The sequence below is a fragment of the Anabaena azotica SJ-1 genome, assembly GCF_047275885.1.
In the GTDB taxonomy this organism is placed as follows: Bacteria; Cyanobacteriota; Cyanobacteriia; order Cyanobacteriales; family Nostocaceae; genus Trichormus_B; species Trichormus_B azotica_A.
The window spans coordinates 5,131,610-5,153,253 of sequence record NZ_CP178454.1 but is presented as its reverse complement, the minus strand read 5'-3'; the positions used below and the strand labels follow the sequence as shown (position 1 = coordinate 5,153,253).

Sequence of the window (21,644 nt, the reverse complement as noted above, 5' to 3'; positions counted from 1 at the left end):
TCAATAAAATGGGGTGAAGTGGTATTCTCTTTTTAATTCAAAGAGAAAAAACCCGAAAATGAAGCTATCACCAAAAATCACAATAGTAGATCACTTTAAAGATTTAGAAGATAAAAGAGTTGAACGGACAAAAAAGCATAAATTAATTGATATAGTCACCATTGCGATTTGTGCAGTAATATGTGGAGCAGATAGTTGGGTATTGATGGAGACTTATGGAAAAAAGAAAGAAAAATGGCTAAAACAATTTTTAGAACTACCAAATGGAATTCCCTCCCATGATACATTTGCCAGAGTATTTGCGAGAATAGACCCACAACAATTACAGAATAGTTTTTTGAGTTGGATAAAATCAATAAATAAAATTACCCAGGGAGAAGTAATAGCAATAGACGGTAAAACGTTAAGGCATTCATATGATAAAGGAAAGGATAAAGGTGCTATTCACATGGTGAGTGCATGGGCAACCACTAATCGTCTAGTATTAGGACAATGTAAGGTAGATGAAAAATCAAATGAAATAACAGCAATACCAGAATTAATCAAAGTATTAGATATAGCCGGATGTATAGTAACAATTGATGCAATGGGGTGTCAAAAAGAGATAGTAAAATCAATTGTAGATAAATCAGGTGAATATGTTATTGCACTAAAAAAGAATCAAGGTAATTTATATAAAAACGTAGAAGAAATTTTCAAAGAGGCTATAACCAAAGGGTTTGAGGGATTCAAATGTAGTGATTTTCATACAAAGCAAGACGAACATGGAAGAGAAGAAATACGTCATTATCTGATGTTATCAGACATTCAAGAAAGAATAGATACAGGCAAAAAATGGATAAACCTTCAAAGTGTAGGAATGGTAGAATATATACGAAAAGTCAATGGAAAAACAAAAGTTGAAACCCGTTATTATATTAGTAGTTTGACAGATAATGCGAAATTATTAGGAGAATCAGTGAGAAGCCATTGGGGTATAGAAAACTCATTACATTGGGTCTTGGATGTAGCGTTGAGAGAAGATGATTGTAGAATAAGAAAGGATAATGCACCACAAAATTTTGCCGTTCTACGTCATATAGCAGTAAATGCAGTAAGAAAAGAAAAAAGCCAAAAACTAGGAATTAAAAATAAGCAGATTTGTGCAGGATGGGATAATGAATATTTAGAGAAGATTTTAGAATGTATCTGATAAAAATCAGAATATTTAGATAAACATAAATAATTTATTCTCACCAGATTCTCAAAAGAATCTAGATTTGTGATGTCAAAAATCTAGATATTCAGACAATTAATATATAGAAATGAACAAAATTAACTCATTATTGAAAATAACTAATTACTCTAAATTTATTAAAATCTTAGGATATTAATAAAGGACTTAATCAGCATTTCAATTCCATTATTATGTTTTTCTCTGTCTAGATACACTAATATGACATTTTGTCAATATAATTTAGATGCGTTTCCCCTGGGTATTTACCCAGCCTTTAATTTTAATGTTTTTCAATGTCGCATAAAAATTTACAACATTTGCAACAACATTATTAGTATTTCCATGAATTGAAGCAACTGGTGACATTTCAATCTTCATGTAATTCTGATAGTAATAAAATCTTCCTTGCTGATAATCAGGATGTTCAGCAATTTCCATAAATTCATCCCAATTTACGTTGAACCAGGTATCTGTGACGATATTCGGTAAATTAGCAATAACCATGAAACCTACCTCTCTCTTTCCACTTCAACAATTTCAGTATATTCAAAACCATTTAAACTCTGTCTTACCAAAGAATATCTTTCTCTACCCAACTGAATATCATCTTGCTGACAATTAGGTTTAGAAGAATAATAAACCAACACATATTCTTTACCAATTTTCTCAGCAATTTCCTCCTCAACTTCTACCCTCCATTGGGTTTGAGTCACCAAGACAATTAACTGATTTGCTAATTTAGGAATAGTTTTAGCAATATGACGACGGGAATTAGCATCTAAACTTCCAAAAGGAGAATCCATAACAATGGGAAAAGTGCTACTATCAGGAAGCATCATCATTTTCCGCTTTTCACTCCAGTCTCGCACCTTGTCTATAATACTAGCGATAAAAGATAAGCTGAGAATTTGATTTTCTCCTGTGGAAGCTGCGACTGGTGCTTCTATTCCCGTAGTGTTTTCAACTAAACTCAATTCATACTTTTCGCTAATTTTGGGAATGTAGGGAGTAAAAGACATATCCGAGAAAATTTCCTGTACTCGCTGTTCTAATTGCAGACGAAACTGGTTTTCTTGACGGTTTTTAACTTCCGATAAACGGTCAATTGCATCTTGAGTAGCGTTAATACGTCGCTGTGCTAAAGATTGCTTTTCTTCATTTTGTTTTTGCTTAGATATTTGTTTGATTAAAGCATCAATATCTGTTTTGAGGTGAGAAATTTCCTGTTGATTTGCACCTTGTTCTCGATTTAATTCATCAACCGTGGCTTCAATTACATCTAAACGTTTTTGTAAACTACTAATTTCTTCATGGGGATTTTTTCGCAGTTGTTCTTGAATACTATCTAATTCCAGTTCGACTTGATTTAAATTTTCCCTTAATTGTTGAATTCGTGCTTGTTCTCTATCTGCTTCTTCCCAAAAAGCACGTGCTTGTTTGTCAATTTCGTCAACTTGTGCGCTCATTCTAATTGCGGTTTCTTCCACTGTCGAAGAACCTGCTTTTTTCATTAAGTTTTTGACATGAAAATGGGTATGTGTTCCTTCTTTTAAATCTGCACCACAAATACATCTTCCAGTATTGAGTAAGTCATTGACAAATTCCCGTGAAATTCCTGCTGTTAATTCACCGCGTTGTTTTAAATCTGTGAATATTTCCCGAAATTTAGTGGTTGTTTCTGACAAAAGAACAGTATAACCCCGTGCGGAAATAACTTTTTTCAAAGTTTCCCGCGCTTTTTTCAATTCCTCCCGTAAACTGTCTCTTTGAGATTCTAAGTTTTGCTTTCTTTCCTGTAATTCCTTAACAACACTCAATTCTCGTAATTTATTAGTGACTTCTTTTTTGAATGTCTGTTGACATTCCAAATCTTGATTGATTTCGCTTTGACGCTTATCAATGGTGGCAATTTCCAGTTCTAGCTTTTCTTTCTGAGTCAATAACTGTTTAGTTTCTGCGTCACCAATGTGTTTTAACTCAGTTTCTAAAGATTTTTTAGCATCTTTGAGATGTCTAACAGAAAGTTCAATGACTTCCACACCTAAAAATGTTCTAATTGCTTCTGCAATTTCCGCTTTGTTATCAGAACGAACAATTTCTTCAATGCGTTCACCGTCAAAGAAAAAATATTGATGTAAACTTGCTGGTAAAATCTGAGTAATAATTTCTTCTGGTAATTGATTGGGAATTTTCCATTGACCATCATCTCCAGCTAACCACATGGTTAACTGAGTTTTACCAGCTTCAATAAAATCACTTTGATTTTTATAAACCCGACAACCACGTTTAGCACGGTAGCGGATATTTTCATGTTCCCAACCAACTTCTACTGAACATTCTACAGGATCTCCTGGTTGAGATTCTGCGATCGCTCTTTTATTGACTAACTGTTCTGTGGAAGCAAACGCAGCACTGAATTTTTCGTATAATACCCAGGTAAAAGCATTCAAGAAACTAGTTTTACCTGCTCCGTTACTCCCATAAATCATGGTAGTATTGCGAACGTCTCCACCAGCTAAAGCGATTTCTGGTGTTTTTCCATAAAATGAGCGAAAATTACATAGTTTAATGGAAGTTAGCTTCATTGCACTGCTTCCTTGACAATTATTAAAATATCATCATTAATATGTCCTTTGCTTTTTCTATCTAATCTGCTTTTCTCTAATCTCCATACTTTTTCAATTATTTGTTTTACTTCTGGTGGTGCGCTGTTAATTGGTTCTTGTACATCTTCAATATTTGATTCTGGTATCATCTCAATACGGCAATAGATTTTTATCCTATTTTAACCAGTTCTGATACTATGAATACAACTGTAAATTTACGTCGAATTTTGAAAAAAAATCTTTTTTTTTGGGGTTAAAAGGAGTTGACTTGCGGTGTTAGGTATGATATTTTTATAATGGGAATGCGTGCCTAAGTAAAAAATTTATTTATACTCTATTGTATTTAATATATACCATTTGACAGCTTTTAGCAATACTTTTTCAGAATTTTTTGCCCCGCCAATAAAACATCTACAGTTATCTGTGGTTCAAATATCCAACAACCCATACCTTTTTTGCAAAGCCAATAACTTCATCCTGGCTTCCCCAGAATTATCAGCTAAATCAGCAAATTCCACAAAACGCCGTAATTCCCTTTTTAACAAATTCCTTTCCACCTCAATAGTTTCCCTATCCAAATCTGGAGGTAAAACAATCATATCAAAAATCGTCGCTCTTTCCTTACCAGGATGAGGACGTAAAACTCTGCCACGACGTTGGATAAATTGACGAGGATTGCCCGAACTTGATAAAATTACCGCAGTTTGAATAGCAGGAATATCCACACCTTCATCTAAACAACGAATCGCAACTAAACCTTGTAATTCTCCACTTTCAAATTGACAACGTAACTTTTCTCTTTCTTGTAAAGAAGTGTGTGTAGTATAGGTGCTAATTTTGTAACCCAAATCTACACCCAAAATTTTCGCCACAGCTTTGAGTTGACGCAGAGATGAATGATGTCCAGTTTCTGGAGAACCATCACTACAATAAAATAGAGTATGGGTAGTATCCCTGCGAGTTGCCATTAATTCTCGCAAAGCTGTTAATTTATTTTCTGCTGTACCGATTAGCCTAGCACGTTGCATTAATAGAGATTTAATATCTTCGTTGTCTTCAAAATCTCCAACATCGCCATTTTCCCGTTCTCGATACTGAAGAGAACGCCCAATTTTTTTGGTTAACTTTAAATAAGCAAGACTTTCTGCCTCGGTCAACTCCACGAGAATTGGATAATAGAGATAGTGTACCAAAGCTCCTTGTGCGATCGCATCCTGCAAATTAAACTCAGGTTGTAAAACAACTCCGAAATAATCAAATAAAGATTGTGTACCACCATCATCAAAGTATCTTTCCGGTGTCGCAGATAAAGCCAGTCGCAACCCCACATTTCTGGGTAAACTTTCCTCTAATTTAGGTGCGCCTAAATTATGTGCCTCATCCCCAATAATTAGGGTTTTTGGCGGAAAATATTTCAGTTGCGACTGAAATCCATCACTAATTAAAGTCGAGTTGGTGGTAATTACCGTCACAAAACTTTGAGAATTAGAACGCAGATTATAAATTTGCGTTGAAAGTTGACTCTGCCAATTACGTAAATTCTCAAAAGCTAAAATCGGTTGTAAATTAAATTTCTCACATTCCCTTGCCCATTGGCTGACAAGATGACGGTAAGGACACACCACCAACAAGACCTGTAAACTGATCTGATGATACAACTCGCAAGCGATCGCCAGTGAAGTAATCGTCTTACCACTACCAGTAGCCATTTTTAGCGTTCCCCTACCATTATTAGCAAACCAGCTAGTAATAGCTTGACGTTGATATCCCCGCAATTGCAGAGATACAGGCATTTTTGGACATCCTGGTGATGCTGGCTTAACGTGGTAACTGCCGCTATTCTCCCTCACAAACGGCAACTTGAGAGAGAACAACGGCGATTTCTGCACTGGTTTTCGCGTTATATACATAAGGTGACAGGTGATAGGTGACAGTGAAGAAAATGGTAGTTAACAAGTAACAGTCAAGAATGTGGTAGTTGAGAAGTGACAGTAAAGAGGAATTTTGTATGATCTTTTTCCTCTTATCTCTTCCATCTGTCACCTGTCACCTGTTCACTGTCACCTTAATTATACCCCCCGCCAAACACCCACCAAAGAACCTTGCACCTCTACCTGCATAGCAGGTACTTCTATCGGTTGATACTTAGGATTAGCAGGTTTGAGAGTTACCATATCTTCCTGACGATAAAAACGTTTTAACGTTGTGCCATGTCCCTCCACCCTAGCAGCAACAATAGTGCCATTTTTTAAATGATTGGGTTCAGCTACTGGACGCAAAAACACCACATCACCATCAGCAATTAAATCCTCAATCATGCTATCCCCAGCCACCCGTAAAGCATAGCTATGGGCAGGTAATGATAAATTAGAAAAGTCTAAATGTTCCACCGCATCTGTAAAGGGTTCAATCAAACCACCCGCTGCAATAGTGCCTAAAATCGGCACACCTTGCTTTGTTTGACGTAAAACCCGAATCGTTCGCGCCTTACCTTCATTCCAGTCAATATATCCCTTGTTGCGTAAATGTTCCAAGCGGCTTTGAATTGGTGCCGGCGATTTCAGATTCATCGCTTGCATCATTTGGCGAATTGAGGGAGAATACTGATTAACTCGGATATATTCTGCCAACCATTCGTACAATTCCTGTTGAGCTTCAGTTAGTTTTTCCATAACTTTATTGGGAAGTAATTATAAATGTCCCTAGAGCATTTGTACTACAAAAATCCTTTATTAACAAGATTCAATTAAAGATTAATGGTAATTAGTGATGGGTGATAGGTAATTGGTGATTGGGAAAAATAAAATTGATTACCCATTACCCATTACCCACTACCAATACTATTATTCTGCCCCTAAAATACTAGCCAGTAAAGCCTTTTGAGCGTGTAATCTATTTTCTGCCTGATCCCAAACCTTTGATTGAGAACCTTCGATTACTTCCTCTGTAATTTCTTCACCGCGATGGGCTGGTAGACAGTGTAAAACGATCGCCTGTGGATCGGCAAGACCTAATAATTGTTGAGAAATTTGATAAGGTTGGAAAATTGGTAAACGGTTATCAGCTTCTGCTTCTTGCCCCATACTTGCCCAAACATCAGTATAGAGAATGTGTGCGCCTTCTGCGGCTGCTTTGGGGTCATGGGTGAGAACAACTTCTGTTTTATTATTAGCAATCGCCCTAGCTTTTTCCACAATTTCCGCATCAGGTGCATATCCCGAAGGAAAAGCAACCCGCACATTCATTCCTGCCAAAGCACAACCCAGCATCAGGGAATTAGCTACATTATTGCCATCACCCACATAAGTTAAAGTTAAACCAGCCAAAGTCCCAAAACATTCTTGAATCGTCTGTAAATCAGCCAACACCTGACAGGGATGTTCTAAATCGGTCAAAGCATTAATTACAGGAATTTTGGCATAATTGGCAAAAATTTCTAACTCTTGCTGGGCAAAAGTGCGAATTGCGAGAATATCCAAATAACGATCCAATACCCTAGCCGTATCTTGTACAGGTTCTCCCCTACTTACTTGCGTCACATTAGGATTGAGATCAATAACCTGTCCACCAAGCTGATACATTGCTACCGTAAAACTTACTCGTGTCCGAGTAGATGCCTTGGAGAACAATAAACCCAAAACCTTATTACAATGCAACTTTAACTGTTGTGACTTCAGTTGAGTCGCCATTTCTAGAAGTTCTTGCAGTTCTGTGGAACTAAGATCCGCCAGACCTAATAAATCTCGTCCGATCAATGCTGCCATGCTGATGATTTGTAAATAATAATGTTTTTCTGTATTTTTACTCAGCCGCGTCAACAGGAATACAGACTTAAAACTGTACCAAATATTTTTACCGTGATCTACAGGACTATAGTCACCTTGGGAATGATATTTGATGAGAACTTACGCATGGGGTCTTGGGCATTGGGAAATTTTTTTCTTTAACCCCTAGACAAATTATTTATTTATGCTATGATTATTAATCGTTGAGTGTTTTAAGGCATTCAGCAATACGCCAGCATAGCACAGTGGTAGTGCATCCGACTTGTAATCGGAAGGTCGCGAGTTCAAATCCCGCTGCTGGCTTTGTTTGTGATTCCTGCGTCATCCGAATTTTGGACTGATTCCACGGATAAATCCGGGGTCTTGTACCATTAAGGTTTGCGAATATATCCCCATTTACCAGCCACATTAACCAATGCCAAGCCTTCCGAAAAAGGTTTTGCAAAATCGAAGTTAGGTGGAATTATAAACTCACCAAATAGATTAATATATCCCCATTTACCTGTGATTTTAGCTGGTGCTAATTCTTCTGCAAAAATATCGACTTCCTCAAATTGTGGTTTAATTAAAAAATTGCCGTATTTATCAATATATCCCCATTGATTAGCAACTTTAACTGATGCAAACCCTTGGGCAAACTTTCCAGCATCATCGAATTGAAATGGAATTATAGCTTGACCTAATTTATCAATATATCCCCATTTATTCGATATTTTGATGGCTGCTAATTCCTCAGAAAAGGATTTAGCATCATCAAAGATAAATGTAGGAGAAATAATACTAGGAATAATGAATTTACCTGTTGGTTCAATATATCCCCATTGATTACCCGTTTTCACGGCTGCCATACCTTGGGAAAAGGATAAAGCATCATCAAATTTTAAGTCAGTTATGCGTTTGCCAGTTTTATCAATATAGCCATATTTGTTATTAATGTTGACTATAGCTAATCCTTCTGTAAAAGGTGCAGCACTATCATATTCAACACGACTAATGAGTTTACCTGTTTTATCAATGTAACCCCATTTATAACCAATTTTAACGGCTGCTATATCTTCGGAAAATGGCTCAATCCAATCAAATAAATGCAATGGAATTTGGGGGTTAGTTTCTTGAGTTTGAGATATATTTAAATAGGTATAATTATTGATTCTTCGCTGGGTAAAAGTATTCTTTTTAATTTCTTTAGGGTCAAATTTACCAGGATATTCTGAATAAACACTTGATTGGAGAATATCAGCTAGAGTAATGTTATTATTATTTGGATCTTTTTCTCGCAAACCTTCATAGAAAAACAGGGCTTCTCCTTGAATACCAGCATCACGATTATATTTAACGACTTCGATTAAATCTTGTGGTTTAATCAAATATGTTCCTTTTTTATTCAGCAGTACACCAGGAATCAGTTGAGATGATTGTTGTTGATTAAATTGAGTTGTTTTGATTCTATTGATCTCATTTTTATAATCTTCAATTTTTTCTCTGTATACTTGGGGATGAATTAAATCGACTAACCCCAAATCAACCCAAGTTTGGGAATCTTGCAGATAGTTTTCATAACCCCAAGGATAAATACTGGGAGATAAAGAAATAATTAATTCTGGATTGACTTTAATTATTTTTCGGTAGAAGCTGTTTAAAAAATGGGAAAGAATATCAGCCCGCCACCGCACCCATTGTTTCCATTGCGGATTTTGCCATTGTGGATCTCGCGGTTCTTGAGGACTTCTTCTTTCTGGTGGTTTTGGTGGTAGTTCATTAAACACATCTTGATAGCGTTTAATAGTTTTGTCATCATAACCTCCTTCCATTGGTAAAGCGAGAAAGTTATCGTCTCCTTGAATACCGACAATTCCGTCACCATATTTGTTGATGATTTCTAAGAATAGACTTAATAGAAAGTCTTGCACTTCGCTATCAAGAGAATTTAACCAATAAAAACCATTTATAACCAGGAATTGACGATCAAAACCCAGGGCTGCCCATTCTGGTTTCTTTTCCAGAATTTTCCCCCCTTTTTGTCCATAGGAACTCTTAAAGCCATATTCAAGCCAAGGGATAACGGCAATATCAACTTTTTTGGCTTCTTCTATTACTTCTCTTAAAGGATCTCTGTCTTTAAATTCTTTTAGGTCTTTTATTTCTATGCCAAATTTTTCTTTCATTACTTGGCTAGGATAGTTAGTTGTGCCGTTATTCCAAACAACAGGAAATACAACATTAAATCCAGTTTTGGCGAGTAATTTCATCGCCTCGGCAATATTTTTTCTTTCGTTTAAGACTGTACTATTGGTTGTGGTGATCCAAACGCCGCGAATTTCCATAATTTTAGATTCTATACTTGATTAATTTATCAAGAAAGGCAGAAGGGAATTTTGATTCCTGCCTTCTGCCTTCTTCATGCTGTATTTTCTCTGACTATTGCTAATCCGGCTGAGAAAGAATGTGCTTCATCAAATTTTGGCGGAATGATAAATTTTCCGGTTTTGTCGATATAACCCCATTTGTTATCTTTTTGTACTCGTGCTAATTCTGAGCCAAAAGGATCGGCTGCGTCAAATTGTGGAGGAATTACAAATAATTCTATACCAGGAATATATTGAGAAGAGATGGTAGGAATTTTCAGAACTCGACAAATAAGTGCTGCAATTTCGCCTCTAGTGGCGTTTGTATTGGGTTGTAAGCGTCTGATATCAGGGTAGTTAACAACTATACCTTGTTGCGTTGCGGCTGCGATCGCATTCATAGCATAACTGGGAATTTGCCCAAAGTCAGTATAATATTTTTTTAAAGTAGCGATCGCATCTCCTTTTATCCCATAACCTAACCCTGAAGCTAAAGCCGTTAAAGCTTGGACGCGGGGAATTGATTGACTGGGTTTGAAAGCACGATTGGGATAGCCAGACAGATAATTTGTTTGATATGCTGAAGCGATCGCCTTAGCTGCCCAATGATTAGCCGGTACATCTATGAAATTAATCCCAGGACGAGATGATGATTGTTTTGGTAAAGCTGTGTAAATAATCGCCGCAAATTCCGCACGAGTCACAGATGCATCAGGACGAAAAGTACCATCAGGATAGCCTTTGAGTATATTACGCTCCCCAGCCGCAAGAATAGATGTTTTTGCCCAATGGTTCTGAATATCTGAAAAAATGGACTCGTTTAACATATCAAACTTGATGCTACCTAAACTTGATATTTATAGTTAATAGCAGAAAACTTGAGCTTTTATTGGGAAAAGACGTATATTTCAAACATCAAATCCTAATTATTATGATAGATAACAACAACATTTTATTACGTAATCTTTGGTATTATGCACTACCTAGCCATCTCCTCAAACCAGGTACGATGGTGGCGAAAATTTTCTTAGGAGAACCCATACTGCTGATTAGAAGCAAAGATGGTCAGGTTTCAGCCGTGCGAGATATCTGTCCTCATCGTGCCGTACCCTTAAGTTGTGGCCGATTCGATGGACAAGAAGTAGAATGCTGTTATCATGGTTGGCGCTTTGACCCCAAGGGACGTTGTGTAGAGATTCCATCCTTATTACCAGAGCAAAACACCGATTTAAGTCGCTTTGATGTGCAATCATATCCAATACACGAGACTCAAGGCAACATTTGGATATATATGTCAGATGGGGATAAATCTCAACCCAGTCCTGCGGAAAATGAAGTTCCTGTAGTTTCAGGTTTTATGGAACAACAACCCCATCTAGTAGAAGTGATGCGGTTTCCCTGTTTTATAGATCATGCAGTCACAGGTTTAATGGATCCTGCCCATTCTCCCTATGTGCATCGTGTATGGTGGTGGAGAAGCGGAGAACTCCATGAAGAAGTTAAACAATTTGATCCTTCACCTTACGGGTTTACAGTCCGACGACATCAATTGTCAGATAATATGGAGAATATGAGCCGATTATATTGGTTAGTCGGTGGTGGTATTCCCGAAGTAGAAATTTCTTTTCGTTTACCTGGTGTGAGAATAGAAGAAATTACTTTTGGCAAACATCGAGTTTCTAACTTGACCGCAGTGACACCAATTTCTGACACAGAAACAGAAGTAAATTTTGTGCTTTATGGCATACCTGCTTGGTTAAGAATCTTCAAACCTTTGATTCATATCTTGGCAAGGAAATTTCTGGGACAAGACCGAACAGTAGTAGAAAAACAGCAAATCGGGCTTAAATACAATCCTGTATTGCGATTAATTAAAGATTCAGATATGCAAGCACAATGGTATTATCAATTAAAACGGGAATTTGCCCGCGCCACATCTGAAAAACGAGAATTTATCAATCCTGTTAAGAGTATATTATTGCGATGGCGTGCTTAAAGAGTGCTGGAAAGAATTAAAAAAAATGGAGTTCTTACCGCATACGCACAGCTAATACCCACAAGCAGCAAGAGAACAAAAAACAAAAAGCTGAAGTCTAGCGGCCAAGCTGCGAGAATTGAATATTCACCCAGACAGTTTATTACATCTCTAAATTATGGCTGAACTACCCAAAACCTTAGAAGAAGCGATCGCACAATCTCGTGAAGCGGTAAAATCTGCCTTAGCAGATGGCGTAACTCGGATTCAAGTTGATTTTCTGTTCCCAGAACTCAAATTCATGCCAATAGCAGAACAATTTCTACCCCTGTTTGCTGAATACGAATCCCGTCTCAAAGTCTTTTTTGCTGATGCTGGTGCGGCTGCTTTAGCCCGTCGTGACTGGCAAGATGTACCATTCAAAGTGGAAGATATTGGTACAGGGAGGGCTACTTCTTTACAAACGAAAATTCAACCAGAAGATGAAATATTTCTATTTATCGCCCCCACTTCCGTAGAAGTACCTCAATTAGAAAAACTGTGTGAAATAATAGATACTCGCCCCATCGTGTTGTTAAATCCCCGTTTAGAAGATTCTGGAGTCGTGGGTATTGGTTACGCAGCTAGAGAAACCCGCAGACGTTTCATCAGTACCATAGAATCTTGTTATTATCTGCGTCCCGTCGATGATGAATCTGCCCTTTTTCGCTGCTACCCTGGACAATGGGAAGTATGGCTAGAAAGCAACAACGAATATCAAAAAATTGCTGAATTACCCAAACGACCCTCCGGTGATGAAATCGACCTAATCCTCATCAAAGGACAACCAACAACAACCAGCGAAGGAACACCAGCCAAAAAACCCAGTGTGTTTAAGAGTTTGCAACGATTTATCAAGGCATTGAGTAATTAGGGCTTGATGAATAAAGCTGAAACCTTTTATTAATAAGGGTTTCGCTGATTTTTCAACCAAGAAAGCCCAAGGTTTTGACTTATGGTATCTCAACATTGGTGCATTTTTCTTGGTCGGATTTGCAAAATTTAGCATAACCAGATGGCTGAAACTGTTAAGAGTTCCCTGCCCTCATGGACAACTTTTATGGCTTACGCTTGGCGTTAGCTATCAGCAAACCCAGTTTTTTGGTAAAACTTCACAAATATTAATAAATGTGATTCCTATATAGCAAATCTATCAAAAAAAGACGAGCTTGTTCCAGAGAAATATGTCTAGGTTTTCCTTGGTAGACAATTTGATATTCATTGATATCTGCTCCATCACCATATCCTGAAATTAGCTTGCGATGAAATGCTACTTCTGCAAGTTCTCGAACTTCGTTTCTCAAAGCAGCTTGTGTTTGATTCATAACTTGCTGCCTCCTTATACCATTTGGGATTTTAGAGTAGGAATCGTCTTCTGTGTCCGGCTTGGAGTAGAACTAGAACCATACACTTATATCAAATTTGCTAAATTCGTATATCTTTCCCAGGTATTATATTTATCATGACCAAAACAATGGGATACAAGCCTCGTCCTAGAAGGACGGCTTTTCTTGATTCCTAGTGTACTCCTTCAATATATCTAAAGGCGCACCGCCAACGGATAGAGCAAAATAACTGGGACTCTATAAAGATTCTTTGTGGGGTTTTTTGTATACAGCTTGCCCATAAGGACGACTAGAAACACCTTTTAAAGCGCCTATTATGTCATGTATAATACATCTACAAAGATTAGCTGGTTAGAGTATACAGAGTAAATTATTCTGTTAAAATCTTACTTTTATAAACACAGGACTTACGCAACTGGCATATTAGTAGGGTGCGTCAGATATCAAATATCTGTTTATTTGCAGGATTTATGAAGTCTGACGCACCATAAAATAGATGTTTGGTGTGACACTTGCGTAAGTCCTAAAACAATATTAATACTTAGTTAGAAAATCAAATACTGACATATTAGCTAGCATATAGTATGATGACCTTATCTAAATAACACTGATAACATAACCAATTTATTTTAGTAAAATTCCCAACGAACATAACATGATGGAAATACTCAACGGTATTGTGTACCCATTTAAAATACCATTTTTGGCATCGTCTCAAATTTATTGGTTATATCTGCTTTCAACTATTTTACTGGCGACAATACTATATATACTTGGTCTCGCCAATCGTGACAAAGAGAAAGGTTTTCTAGAATACCTTTTACCTAAAGAAATTTATTTACATCCCTCATCTATTACTCAATACAAATATTTTTTTCTGATTTCCTTATTCGAGATATTTTTCGTAGTGCCAACAACACTATCTTTAGCGAAAGTTGTCGATATAACTTGCCAAAGTTTGATACAAATTACAGGCATTATCACACCTTTTATGATCACTAATCCCCAATTATGGCAGCAGATAGTATTCAGCATTTTTGTGGCATTATTAGCGGATTTTGCTAATTTTTTCTACCATTCTCTAGCTCACAAAATTCCTATTTTGTGGGAATTTCATAAAGTACATCATTCAGCCGAAGCCATTACACCATTTACCGTATATCGCATTCATCCATTTGAGATGTTTTTAGCCACAATAACGATTGTGACAATCACTAATTTCGGAGCAGGCATCTGGATTTATTTGTTTGGAAACGGGATGAAAGAACTCTTAATTTATGGAGTCAGCTTTGAGATTTTTATCTTTTATTTAGCAGGATATAACTTACGTCATTCTCATATTTGGTTAGCTTATCCTCAGTGGATCAGCCATATTTTCATCAGTCCAGCACAACACCAAATTCATCATAGTGTAGACCCCAAACATTATGATAAAAACTTTGGTTATATTTTCGCATTTTGGGACTGGATGTTTGGCTGTTTATACGTGCCAAGCAAATATGAAAAACTGAGCTTTGGTTTATCAGATGGAGAATCAAATTTGTTTAATAGTGTCATCAATATGTTTTTACAGCCGTTGAGAGCAATTGGGCAGCGACTCCGCAAAAAATCAGTTTGATTTATAATTCATATTTAAATCACTATTGATATTTTCCTGTCCGGCTATTCACTCAATCGAGAACAACTATAGAGTATTGAGAGAAATTAAGTAATATTGCGAATGATATAGGACTCCTATTTGATTTTTGATAGCTTGCGTGGCGTAGCCATACAAAACTCGGTACACCTTTATATTCTCAAATCCTCTTGCCTTTTGCCTCTTGCCTTCCCTTCCTTGGTTACGTACTCATATTAAGCAAGGTGCTAAGATGATAGGAATTTGTGCTAAAGCCTTTACAATTACTGCCATCATCATATATGACAGAACAAATTGAATATTCTCAAAACAACTGCATTCATCAGGTGTTTGCAGCGCAGGTAGAAAGAACACCTGACGCGGTAGCAGTAGTATTTGAAAACCAGCAATTGACCTACAGAGAGTTGAATGCAAAAGCTAATCAACTGGCACATCACTTGCAAGGGATGGGGGTAGGTCCAGAGGTATTGGTGGGTCTATGTGTAGAGCGATCTATCGAATTAATTATAGGAATTATTGGTATTCTCAAAGCGGGTGGAGCTTATGTTCCCTTAGACCCTGCTTATCCCCAAGAACGTCTGGCATTTATGTTAGAGGATACTAACTTAAAAGTGCTTTTAACTAAAACAGAGTGGATAGAGATACTACCTGTTATTACCGCTTCAGTGATTCTTCTTGATGCAGACTGGCAGAAAATTGAGCAACAAAGCCAACAAAATCCTGTGTGTGATGCGACACCAGAAAACCTCGCTTACTTAATATATACTTCTGGCTCTACTGGCAAGCCAAAAGGAGTACAAATGCCTCATACCAGTGTTTGTAGTTATATTGAGGCGATCGCTAAAATATTACCAGTTAATAACCACGATATTTATCTCCACACAGCATCTTTCTCATTTACAGCCTCAGTCAGACAATTATTCTTGCCTTTATCCCAAGGTGCTACAAGTATCATTGCCACCCGCGAACAAACTAGAACTCCCCTCAGCCTATTTGAATTAATCCAAACGCAGGGTGTCACTATCTCTGATGGTGTACCTTCTGTGTGGCGTTATGGACTGATGGCTTTAGAAAGTTTAGAGCAAAAATATACAAAAGCAATTAGCGAATCAAAATTAAGATTAATAGTATTTGGTGGCGAATTACTACCCTATCAATTAATTAAAAAGTTACGCAACCTGTTTCAAACACCACCCCGGTTTTTTAATATCTTAGGCCAAACAGAAAGTATTGGAAATGGTTTTTATTCCATTCCAGAAGATTGCAACCTTGAAGAAGGATATGTTCCAGTTGGTAATCCTCTGGCCAAGATTCAGCAAGTTTATGTACTCAACTCCCAACTTGAGCCAGTAAAAATTGATGAGTCTGGTGAACTACATATTGCAGGTTCTACCTTAGCTCGTGGCTATCTAAATCGGACTCAAGCGAATGCTGAAAAATTTATTGATAATCCTTTTGAGCCACAAAAACGACTTTTTAAAACTGGCGATATAGCTCGCTACTCCAGCAACGGTACTTTAGAAATTCTTGGTCGCATCGACTTTCAGGTAAATATCCGAGGGATGCGAGTTGAACTAGAAGAAATCGAATCTGTCTTGAAACTTCATCCCCATGTCCAGGAAGGTATAGTCACCGTTAGAGAAGATATCCCAGGAGACCAGCGCCTAATAGCCTATATTGTAGCCAACAATCAAGCCTTTAATTGGGGAGAAATTCGCAATTTTTTAGAGCAGAAACTACCAGATTATATGATTCCTAATGCCTTTGTGCTGATGGAAAAAATGCCCGTATTACCCAATGGTAAATTAGATCGCAACAGTTTACCTGCACCAAATATATCTACTAATATTCGTAACTTTGTTGCACCTCGTACCCCAAAAGAACAAGTTATAGCTAACATTTGGGCGGAAGTTTTAGGATTAGAAAAAGTAGGCATTTATGATAACTTTTTAGAATTGGGAGGACATTCCCTGCTGGCCAGTTTAATTATATCTAGATTATGCGAAGCCTTATCTGTGGAATTATCGGTCAGCCTTTTATTTGAATCGCTTACTGTAGCCAGTTTAAGCGAAAAGATTGCAACTTTCCAGCATCAAAATCAGCAAACTAACTCCCTACCAGCTTTACAGCCAGTTTCCCGTTCTCTGGAATTACAATTATCTTTAATTCAGCAGCGATTTTGGTTTCTCAACCAAATAGAAGGGGCAAATGCTGCCTACAATATTGCCAGAGCGTTGCGTTTAGTTGGTCGGCTGAATTTAACAGCACTTCAACAAGCTATAGAGTCAATTATTCAACGTCACGAAACCCTGCGTACTTCCTTTCGTATGGTAGATGAAAAACCAGTGCAATCTATTGCTGTAACTCTACCATTTACTTTACCCTTAGTGGACTTACAAGAATTACCAGAAGTTGATCAACTTACTCAATTACAAAGATTAATTACCGCAGAATATACACAACTTTTTGATTTAAGTATAGCACCTTTATTAAGAGTTAAAATCATTCGTCTAGAGTCAGATTCCCACATCCTGCTGTTGACAATGCACCACATTATCTCTGATGCTTGGTCAGTAGGAATTTTCTTGAAAGAATTATCTAGTTTCTATACTGCTTCTCCCTTACCAGATTTGCAAATTCAGTATGTAGATTATGCTTACTGGCAACGTCAGTGGCTACAAAATAATATTATTGCTACTCAGTTAAACTATTGGAAACAACAGTTAGCAGATGCTCCACCTGTAATAGAATTACCAACAGATTACCCACGTTCTGCTATCCAAACATTTCGAGGTAGTATCGAAAGGTTAAAGTTCGGTCATGATCTGACTAACAAACTGAAAACTCTCAGTCAAAAATCAGGTACTTCCCTATTTATGACTCTCCAAGCGGCTTTTGCGACGTTGCTTTATCGCTACACTGGTCAGGAAGATATTGTTATCGGCTCTCCCATTACTAACCGCAACCGTCCAGCCCTTGAGTCATTAATCGGTTTTTTTGTCAACACTCTGGTTTTACGCACCCGCTTAGAGAACAACCCCACATTTAAAGAACTTCTAGCTCAGGTGCGACAGGTTGCTCTTGATGCTTACACTCACCAAGATGTACCTTTTGACCAATTAGTTGAAGTTCTCCAACCCCAACGTCATCTCAGCCATAGTCCACTATTCCAGGTGATGTTTGTATTGCAAAATTCCCCAGTGGAAAAACTGGAATTACCAGATTTGAATGTAACGCAGATCGAATTAGACAGACCAACAGCAGGTGCAACTTTTGATTTAACCCTGTCGATGCAAGAAATAGACTCAGAACTCAGGGGAGCATTTGAATATAATGCTAACTTATTTAATGCTGAAACTATTGCCCGGATGGTAGAGCATTTTCAAACTTTGTTAGAGGCTATTGTTACTAATCCAGAACAACAAATTACTAACTTACCACTCCTAACAGCAGCAGAACAAAATCAGTTACTGGTGGAATGGAATAATACACAAACAGATTACCCACAAAATAAATGTGTTCATGAATTAGTAACAGAACAAGCAGAAAAAACACCTGATGCTGTGGCATTAGTGTTCGAGAATCAGCAATTAACTTACCAGAAATTGAATCTACAAGCTAACCAAATAGCCCATTATTTACAGTCTCTGGGTGTAGAAAAAGAAATGTTAGTGGGTGTTTATTTAGAGCGTTCTTTGGAAATGATAGTGGGATTTTTGGGAATTTTAAAAGCTGGTGGTGCTTATGTTCCCCTGGATCCCAATTATCCGCCAGAACGCCTCAATTATATGGTGGCAGATTCGCAAATGTCAGTTATCTTGACTCATTCTTCATTACTGCCACATTTATTATCAACGCTAGAGCAAGCGCAAACCAAAATTATTTGTTGGGATCAAGATTTAGAAATTATTGCGGCTCAGAGTTTGCATGATCCTATTAATAATGTACAACCTGGAAATTTAGCTTATGTAATCTATACTTCTGGTTCTACAGGGCAACCAAAAGCTGTGCTGATTCAACATTCAGCACTGTTAAATTTAGTGTTTTGGCATTTAAACAATTTTGAAATTAAATCATCAGATCGAACGACACAGTTAGCAGGAACAGCGTTTGATGCTGCTGTCTGGGAATTATGGCCTTATTTAGTAGCCGGAGCAAGTATATATTTAATTAAATCAGAATTTCTGCTTTCACCAAAAACCCTCCAAGAGCAGTTGATATCACAAAATATTACTATTAGTTTTATTCCTACACCCTTAGCAGAAAAATTATGTCTTTTAGCATGGTCTGAAAATACAGCTTTGCGAATTATATTAACTGGTGGCGATAGACTTAATTATTATCCAGCAGATACATTACCATTTAAACTTGTTAATAACTACGGTCCGACAGAAAATACTGTAGTTACAACTTCTGTCCAAATTTTACCTGGAATATTAGCAAGTAAATTCCCGCCTATTGGTCGTCCCATTGCCAACACTCAAGTGTACATTCTTGATCGCTATTTGCAACCTGTTCCTATTGGTATATCTGGAGAACTTTACCTTGGTGGTGCAGGTTTAGCTAGAGGGTATTTGAATCGAAAAGATTTAACATCTGAGCGATTTATTGCTAATCCTTTTGTGGAAGATGGTCGATTGTATAAAACTGGAGATTTAGCACGCTATTTACCAGATGGAAATATTGAATTTCTGGGACGCATTGATCACCAAGTCAAAATTCGTGGTTTTCGGATTGAACTAGGAGAGATTGAAACGTTACTGAGCCAACATTCCCAAGTTCAGCAAGCAGTGGTAATTGTCCGAGAAGATGATCCAGGGAATAAATATTTAACAGCTTATGTTGTTGGCGAAACAGAAACATTGACCAGTAGTAAATTGCGTCAGTTTCTGAAAGAACACCTGCCTGAATATATGATACCAACGGCTTTTGTGATCCTCAAAACCTTACCCCTGACTCCTAATGGTAAAGTTGATCGTCGGGTTTTGCCAAAGCCAGACACAACAAATTCAGAACTAGAAGCCGCTTTTGTTGCACCTCGTACTTGGCTGGAAGAACAATTAGCCGAAATCTGGTGTACAGTGTTACATCGTCAGCAGGTAGGCATCCATGATAACTTCTTTGAATTGGGTGGACACTCTCTGTTGGTAACATCTGTCATTTCTCGCATTCGAGAAAGTTTGGACATAGCAATTCCTCTCCGTTCTCTATTTACAGCACCAACCATAGCTGAACTTGCTCAATTAATAATTCAGAAACCCAGAGGTTTTGATACAACATTAGACACTTTACCACCTCTAATTCCTCAAGTCAGAGACAGATATATACCACTATCTTTTGCACAAGAGTCTATATGGTATTTACAGCAATTAACTCCTGAAAGTTGCGCCTACAACAGCTTTTTTATTTTACGTTTCACTGGCACTCTTTCTGTAAGTGTGTTGGAGTCTGGCTTCAATGAGATTATTCGACGACATGAAATATTACGTACTACCTTTACTGTAGTAGAAGGTCAGCCCGTACAAATTATTACCCCATCCCTGACTATACCGTTGGAGATTATAGACTTACAAAACCTACCTCAGAAAGAGCGAATATCTGAAGCCCAAAAACTTGCTGCGCTGCAATATCAGCACCATTTTGATCTAGCTTCAGACCCTCTGATTAAGACAACCTTGCTGCGATTAGCTCAACAGGAGCATTGGTTGATAATAAATATCCACCATATTATTACGGATGGGTGGTCATTTGGCCTGTTGTTGGAGGAGTTACGAATACTCTATGCAGCTTTTGCCAATGGTTTACCTTCACCTCTACCCGAATTACCTGTTCAGTACGCAGATTTTACCCTCTGGCAACGGCAATACTTTAATGAAAAGGTCATAGAAAGGCAATTGGCTTACTGGCTACAAAAACTAACTAATACTTCTCTAGAATCTGATGAGATATCTAGCAATCAGCTACAGTTGAGTAATAAAAATAGCAGTGCTGCTATTTATTTTGTGGTTCTGCCAGCAAGTCTTGTGACATCAATCGAAGCCGTCTGCCGTTCTCAAAGGGTAAGCATCTTTGTGATTATTCTCACTGCTTTAAATATACTTTTGTTTAAGTACAGTAGTAAGAACGAAATTTTAGTCATCGCAACTATTGGTAATCGGAGTGCGGTGGAAACTGAAAAAATGCTCGGTTGCTTCATCAACGACGTAATTTTGCGATCGCATCTCTCATCTGAGCAAACAGGACTTACTCTTCTTGAACAAGTTCAAGAAACCCTCACAGAAGCAATCAACAATAAAGAAATTGCTTGTCAAACAGTCATTGATACTCTTACCAGCAAACAACCACTAAACATCTCCGCATCCCTGACTATGCTACCTCCACAAGATTTCCAGCACTGGAGCTTAGATGTAAACTTTGTATCAATTACACGCGATCTCAACTTGTGGAATCAGGATATTCCTTTAGAACTTTATGTTTCTTCACCTTCTGTAAAGAATCCCACCATTGAAATTAAAGTCTTGTACAGCACAGAATTATTTACAACTGAAACCATCGAGTTTCTGTTTAGTGATTACCAAGAAATTCTCCAGAAGCTCGTCCAACATCCAAATAGCCAGGTTTCTGAATTTGCAAAGGATCTAAGTCTTTAAGATTGTCCTGATTATCCTGCTAAATGCCATACTTACTGGCGTGTAG

General features: G+C 37.5%; 14 protein-coding genes, 1 tRNA gene and 1 pseudogene. 6 read left to right on the top strand and 10 right to left on the bottom strand.

Going from position 1 to position 21,644, the window contains the following annotated elements; translation table 11 throughout:
* Positions 1 to 58 precede the first annotated feature (58 nt).
* Positions 59 to 1,192, top strand: a complete 1,134-nt coding sequence (locus tag ACLLO5_RS22310) for an ISAs1 family transposase (RefSeq protein ID WP_413172683.1) — start codon at positions 59 to 61, stop codon at positions 1,190 to 1,192.
* A 264-nt stretch (positions 1,193 to 1,456) separates the two neighbouring features.
* Here ACLLO5_RS22310 and ACLLO5_RS22305 read toward each other — a convergent pair whose 3' ends face one another.
* The 6 genes from ACLLO5_RS22305 to argF all read right to left on the bottom strand — a co-directional run bounded on the left by ACLLO5_RS22305 (position 1,457) and on the right by argF (position 7,586).
* On the bottom strand, positions 1,457 to 1,720 hold the full coding sequence (locus tag ACLLO5_RS22305; protein ID WP_413172682.1) for a hypothetical protein: 264 nt from the start codon (positions 1,718 to 1,720) through the stop codon (positions 1,457 to 1,459).
* A gap of 5 nt (positions 1,721 to 1,725) precedes the next feature.
* Entirely contained in the window at positions 1,726 to 3,801 is a 2,076-nt protein-coding gene (locus tag ACLLO5_RS22300; protein WP_413172681.1) for an AAA family ATPase, read from the bottom strand.
* Complete coding sequence (locus ACLLO5_RS22295) at positions 3,798 to 3,971, bottom strand: hypothetical protein (RefSeq protein WP_413172680.1); 174 nt, start codon at positions 3,969 to 3,971, stop codon at positions 3,798 to 3,800. Before ACLLO5_RS22295 ends, ACLLO5_RS22300 begins: the two co-directional genes overlap by 4 nt.
* A gap of 279 nt (positions 3,972 to 4,250) precedes the next feature.
* The gene (locus ACLLO5_RS22290; protein ID WP_413172678.1) at positions 4,251 to 5,732 is read right to left on the bottom strand and encodes a DNA phosphorothioation system restriction enzyme; all 1,482 of its coding nucleotides are present in this window, start codon (positions 5,730 to 5,732) and stop codon (positions 4,251 to 4,253) included.
* Positions 5,733 to 5,891: 159 nt separating this feature from the next.
* Entirely contained in the window at positions 5,892 to 6,494 is a 603-nt protein-coding gene (lexA, locus tag ACLLO5_RS22285) for a transcriptional repressor LexA (protein WP_413172677.1), read from the bottom strand.
* 171 nt (positions 6,495 to 6,665) lie between these two features.
* Positions 6,666 to 7,586 carry an ornithine carbamoyltransferase gene (gene argF / locus ACLLO5_RS22280; RefSeq protein WP_413172675.1) on the bottom strand — a complete coding sequence of 307 codons (921 nt, stop codon included), beginning with the start codon at positions 7,584 to 7,586 and terminating at the stop codon, positions 6,666 to 6,668.
* Between the two features lie 252 nt (positions 7,587 to 7,838).
* Here argF and ACLLO5_RS22275 point away from each other — a divergent pair.
* Positions 7,839 to 7,910: transfer RNA gene (locus ACLLO5_RS22275), tRNA-Thr, on the top strand.
* Between the two features lie 68 nt (positions 7,911 to 7,978).
* Here the strand turns inward: ACLLO5_RS22275 and ACLLO5_RS22270 are convergent.
* The gene (locus ACLLO5_RS22270) at positions 7,979 to 9,931 is read right to left on the bottom strand and encodes a WG repeat-containing protein (RefSeq protein ID WP_413172674.1); all 1,953 of its coding nucleotides are present in this window, start codon (positions 9,929 to 9,931) and stop codon (positions 7,979 to 7,981) included.
* Positions 9,932 to 10,005: 74 nt separating this feature from the next.
* Entirely contained in the window at positions 10,006 to 10,779 is a 774-nt protein-coding gene (locus ACLLO5_RS22265) for an S-layer homology domain-containing protein (RefSeq protein ID WP_413172673.1), read from the bottom strand.
* A 104-nt stretch (positions 10,780 to 10,883) separates the two neighbouring features.
* Between ACLLO5_RS22265 and ACLLO5_RS22260 the strand changes: the two genes are divergently transcribed.
* Positions 10,884 to 11,948: a Rieske 2Fe-2S domain-containing protein gene (locus ACLLO5_RS22260; protein WP_413172672.1), complete on the top strand. Its 1,065-nt coding sequence runs from the start codon at positions 10,884 to 10,886 to the stop codon at positions 11,946 to 11,948.
* Positions 11,949 to 12,105: 157 nt separating this feature from the next.
* Complete coding sequence (locus tag ACLLO5_RS22255) at positions 12,106 to 12,840, top strand: DUF1995 family protein (protein WP_413172671.1); 735 nt, start codon at positions 12,106 to 12,108, stop codon at positions 12,838 to 12,840.
* A 247-nt stretch (positions 12,841 to 13,087) separates the two neighbouring features.
* Here the strand turns inward: ACLLO5_RS22255 and ACLLO5_RS22250 are convergent, their stop codons facing one another.
* On the bottom strand, positions 13,088 to 13,291 hold the full coding sequence (locus tag ACLLO5_RS22250; protein ID WP_413172669.1) for a hypothetical protein: 204 nt from the start codon (positions 13,289 to 13,291) through the stop codon (positions 13,088 to 13,090).
* Between the two features lie 168 nt (positions 13,292 to 13,459).
* A pseudogene (locus ACLLO5_RS22245) lies at positions 13,460 to 13,630 on the bottom strand (transposase); the annotation flags it as partial.
* A 589-nt stretch (positions 13,631 to 14,219) separates the two neighbouring features.
* Between ACLLO5_RS22245 and ACLLO5_RS22240 the strand changes: the two are divergent.
* Positions 14,220 to 14,930 (top strand): sterol desaturase family protein, encoded by a 711-nt coding sequence (locus ACLLO5_RS22240; protein WP_413172668.1) that lies wholly within the window; start codon positions 14,220 to 14,222, stop codon positions 14,928 to 14,930.
* Positions 14,931 to 15,241: 311 nt separating this feature from the next.
* Positions 15,242 to 21,598 (top strand): amino acid adenylation domain-containing protein, encoded by a 6,357-nt coding sequence (locus ACLLO5_RS22235; protein WP_413176159.1) that lies wholly within the window; start codon positions 15,242 to 15,244, stop codon positions 21,596 to 21,598.
* The last annotated feature ends 46 nt before the right edge of the window (positions 21,599 to 21,644 follow it).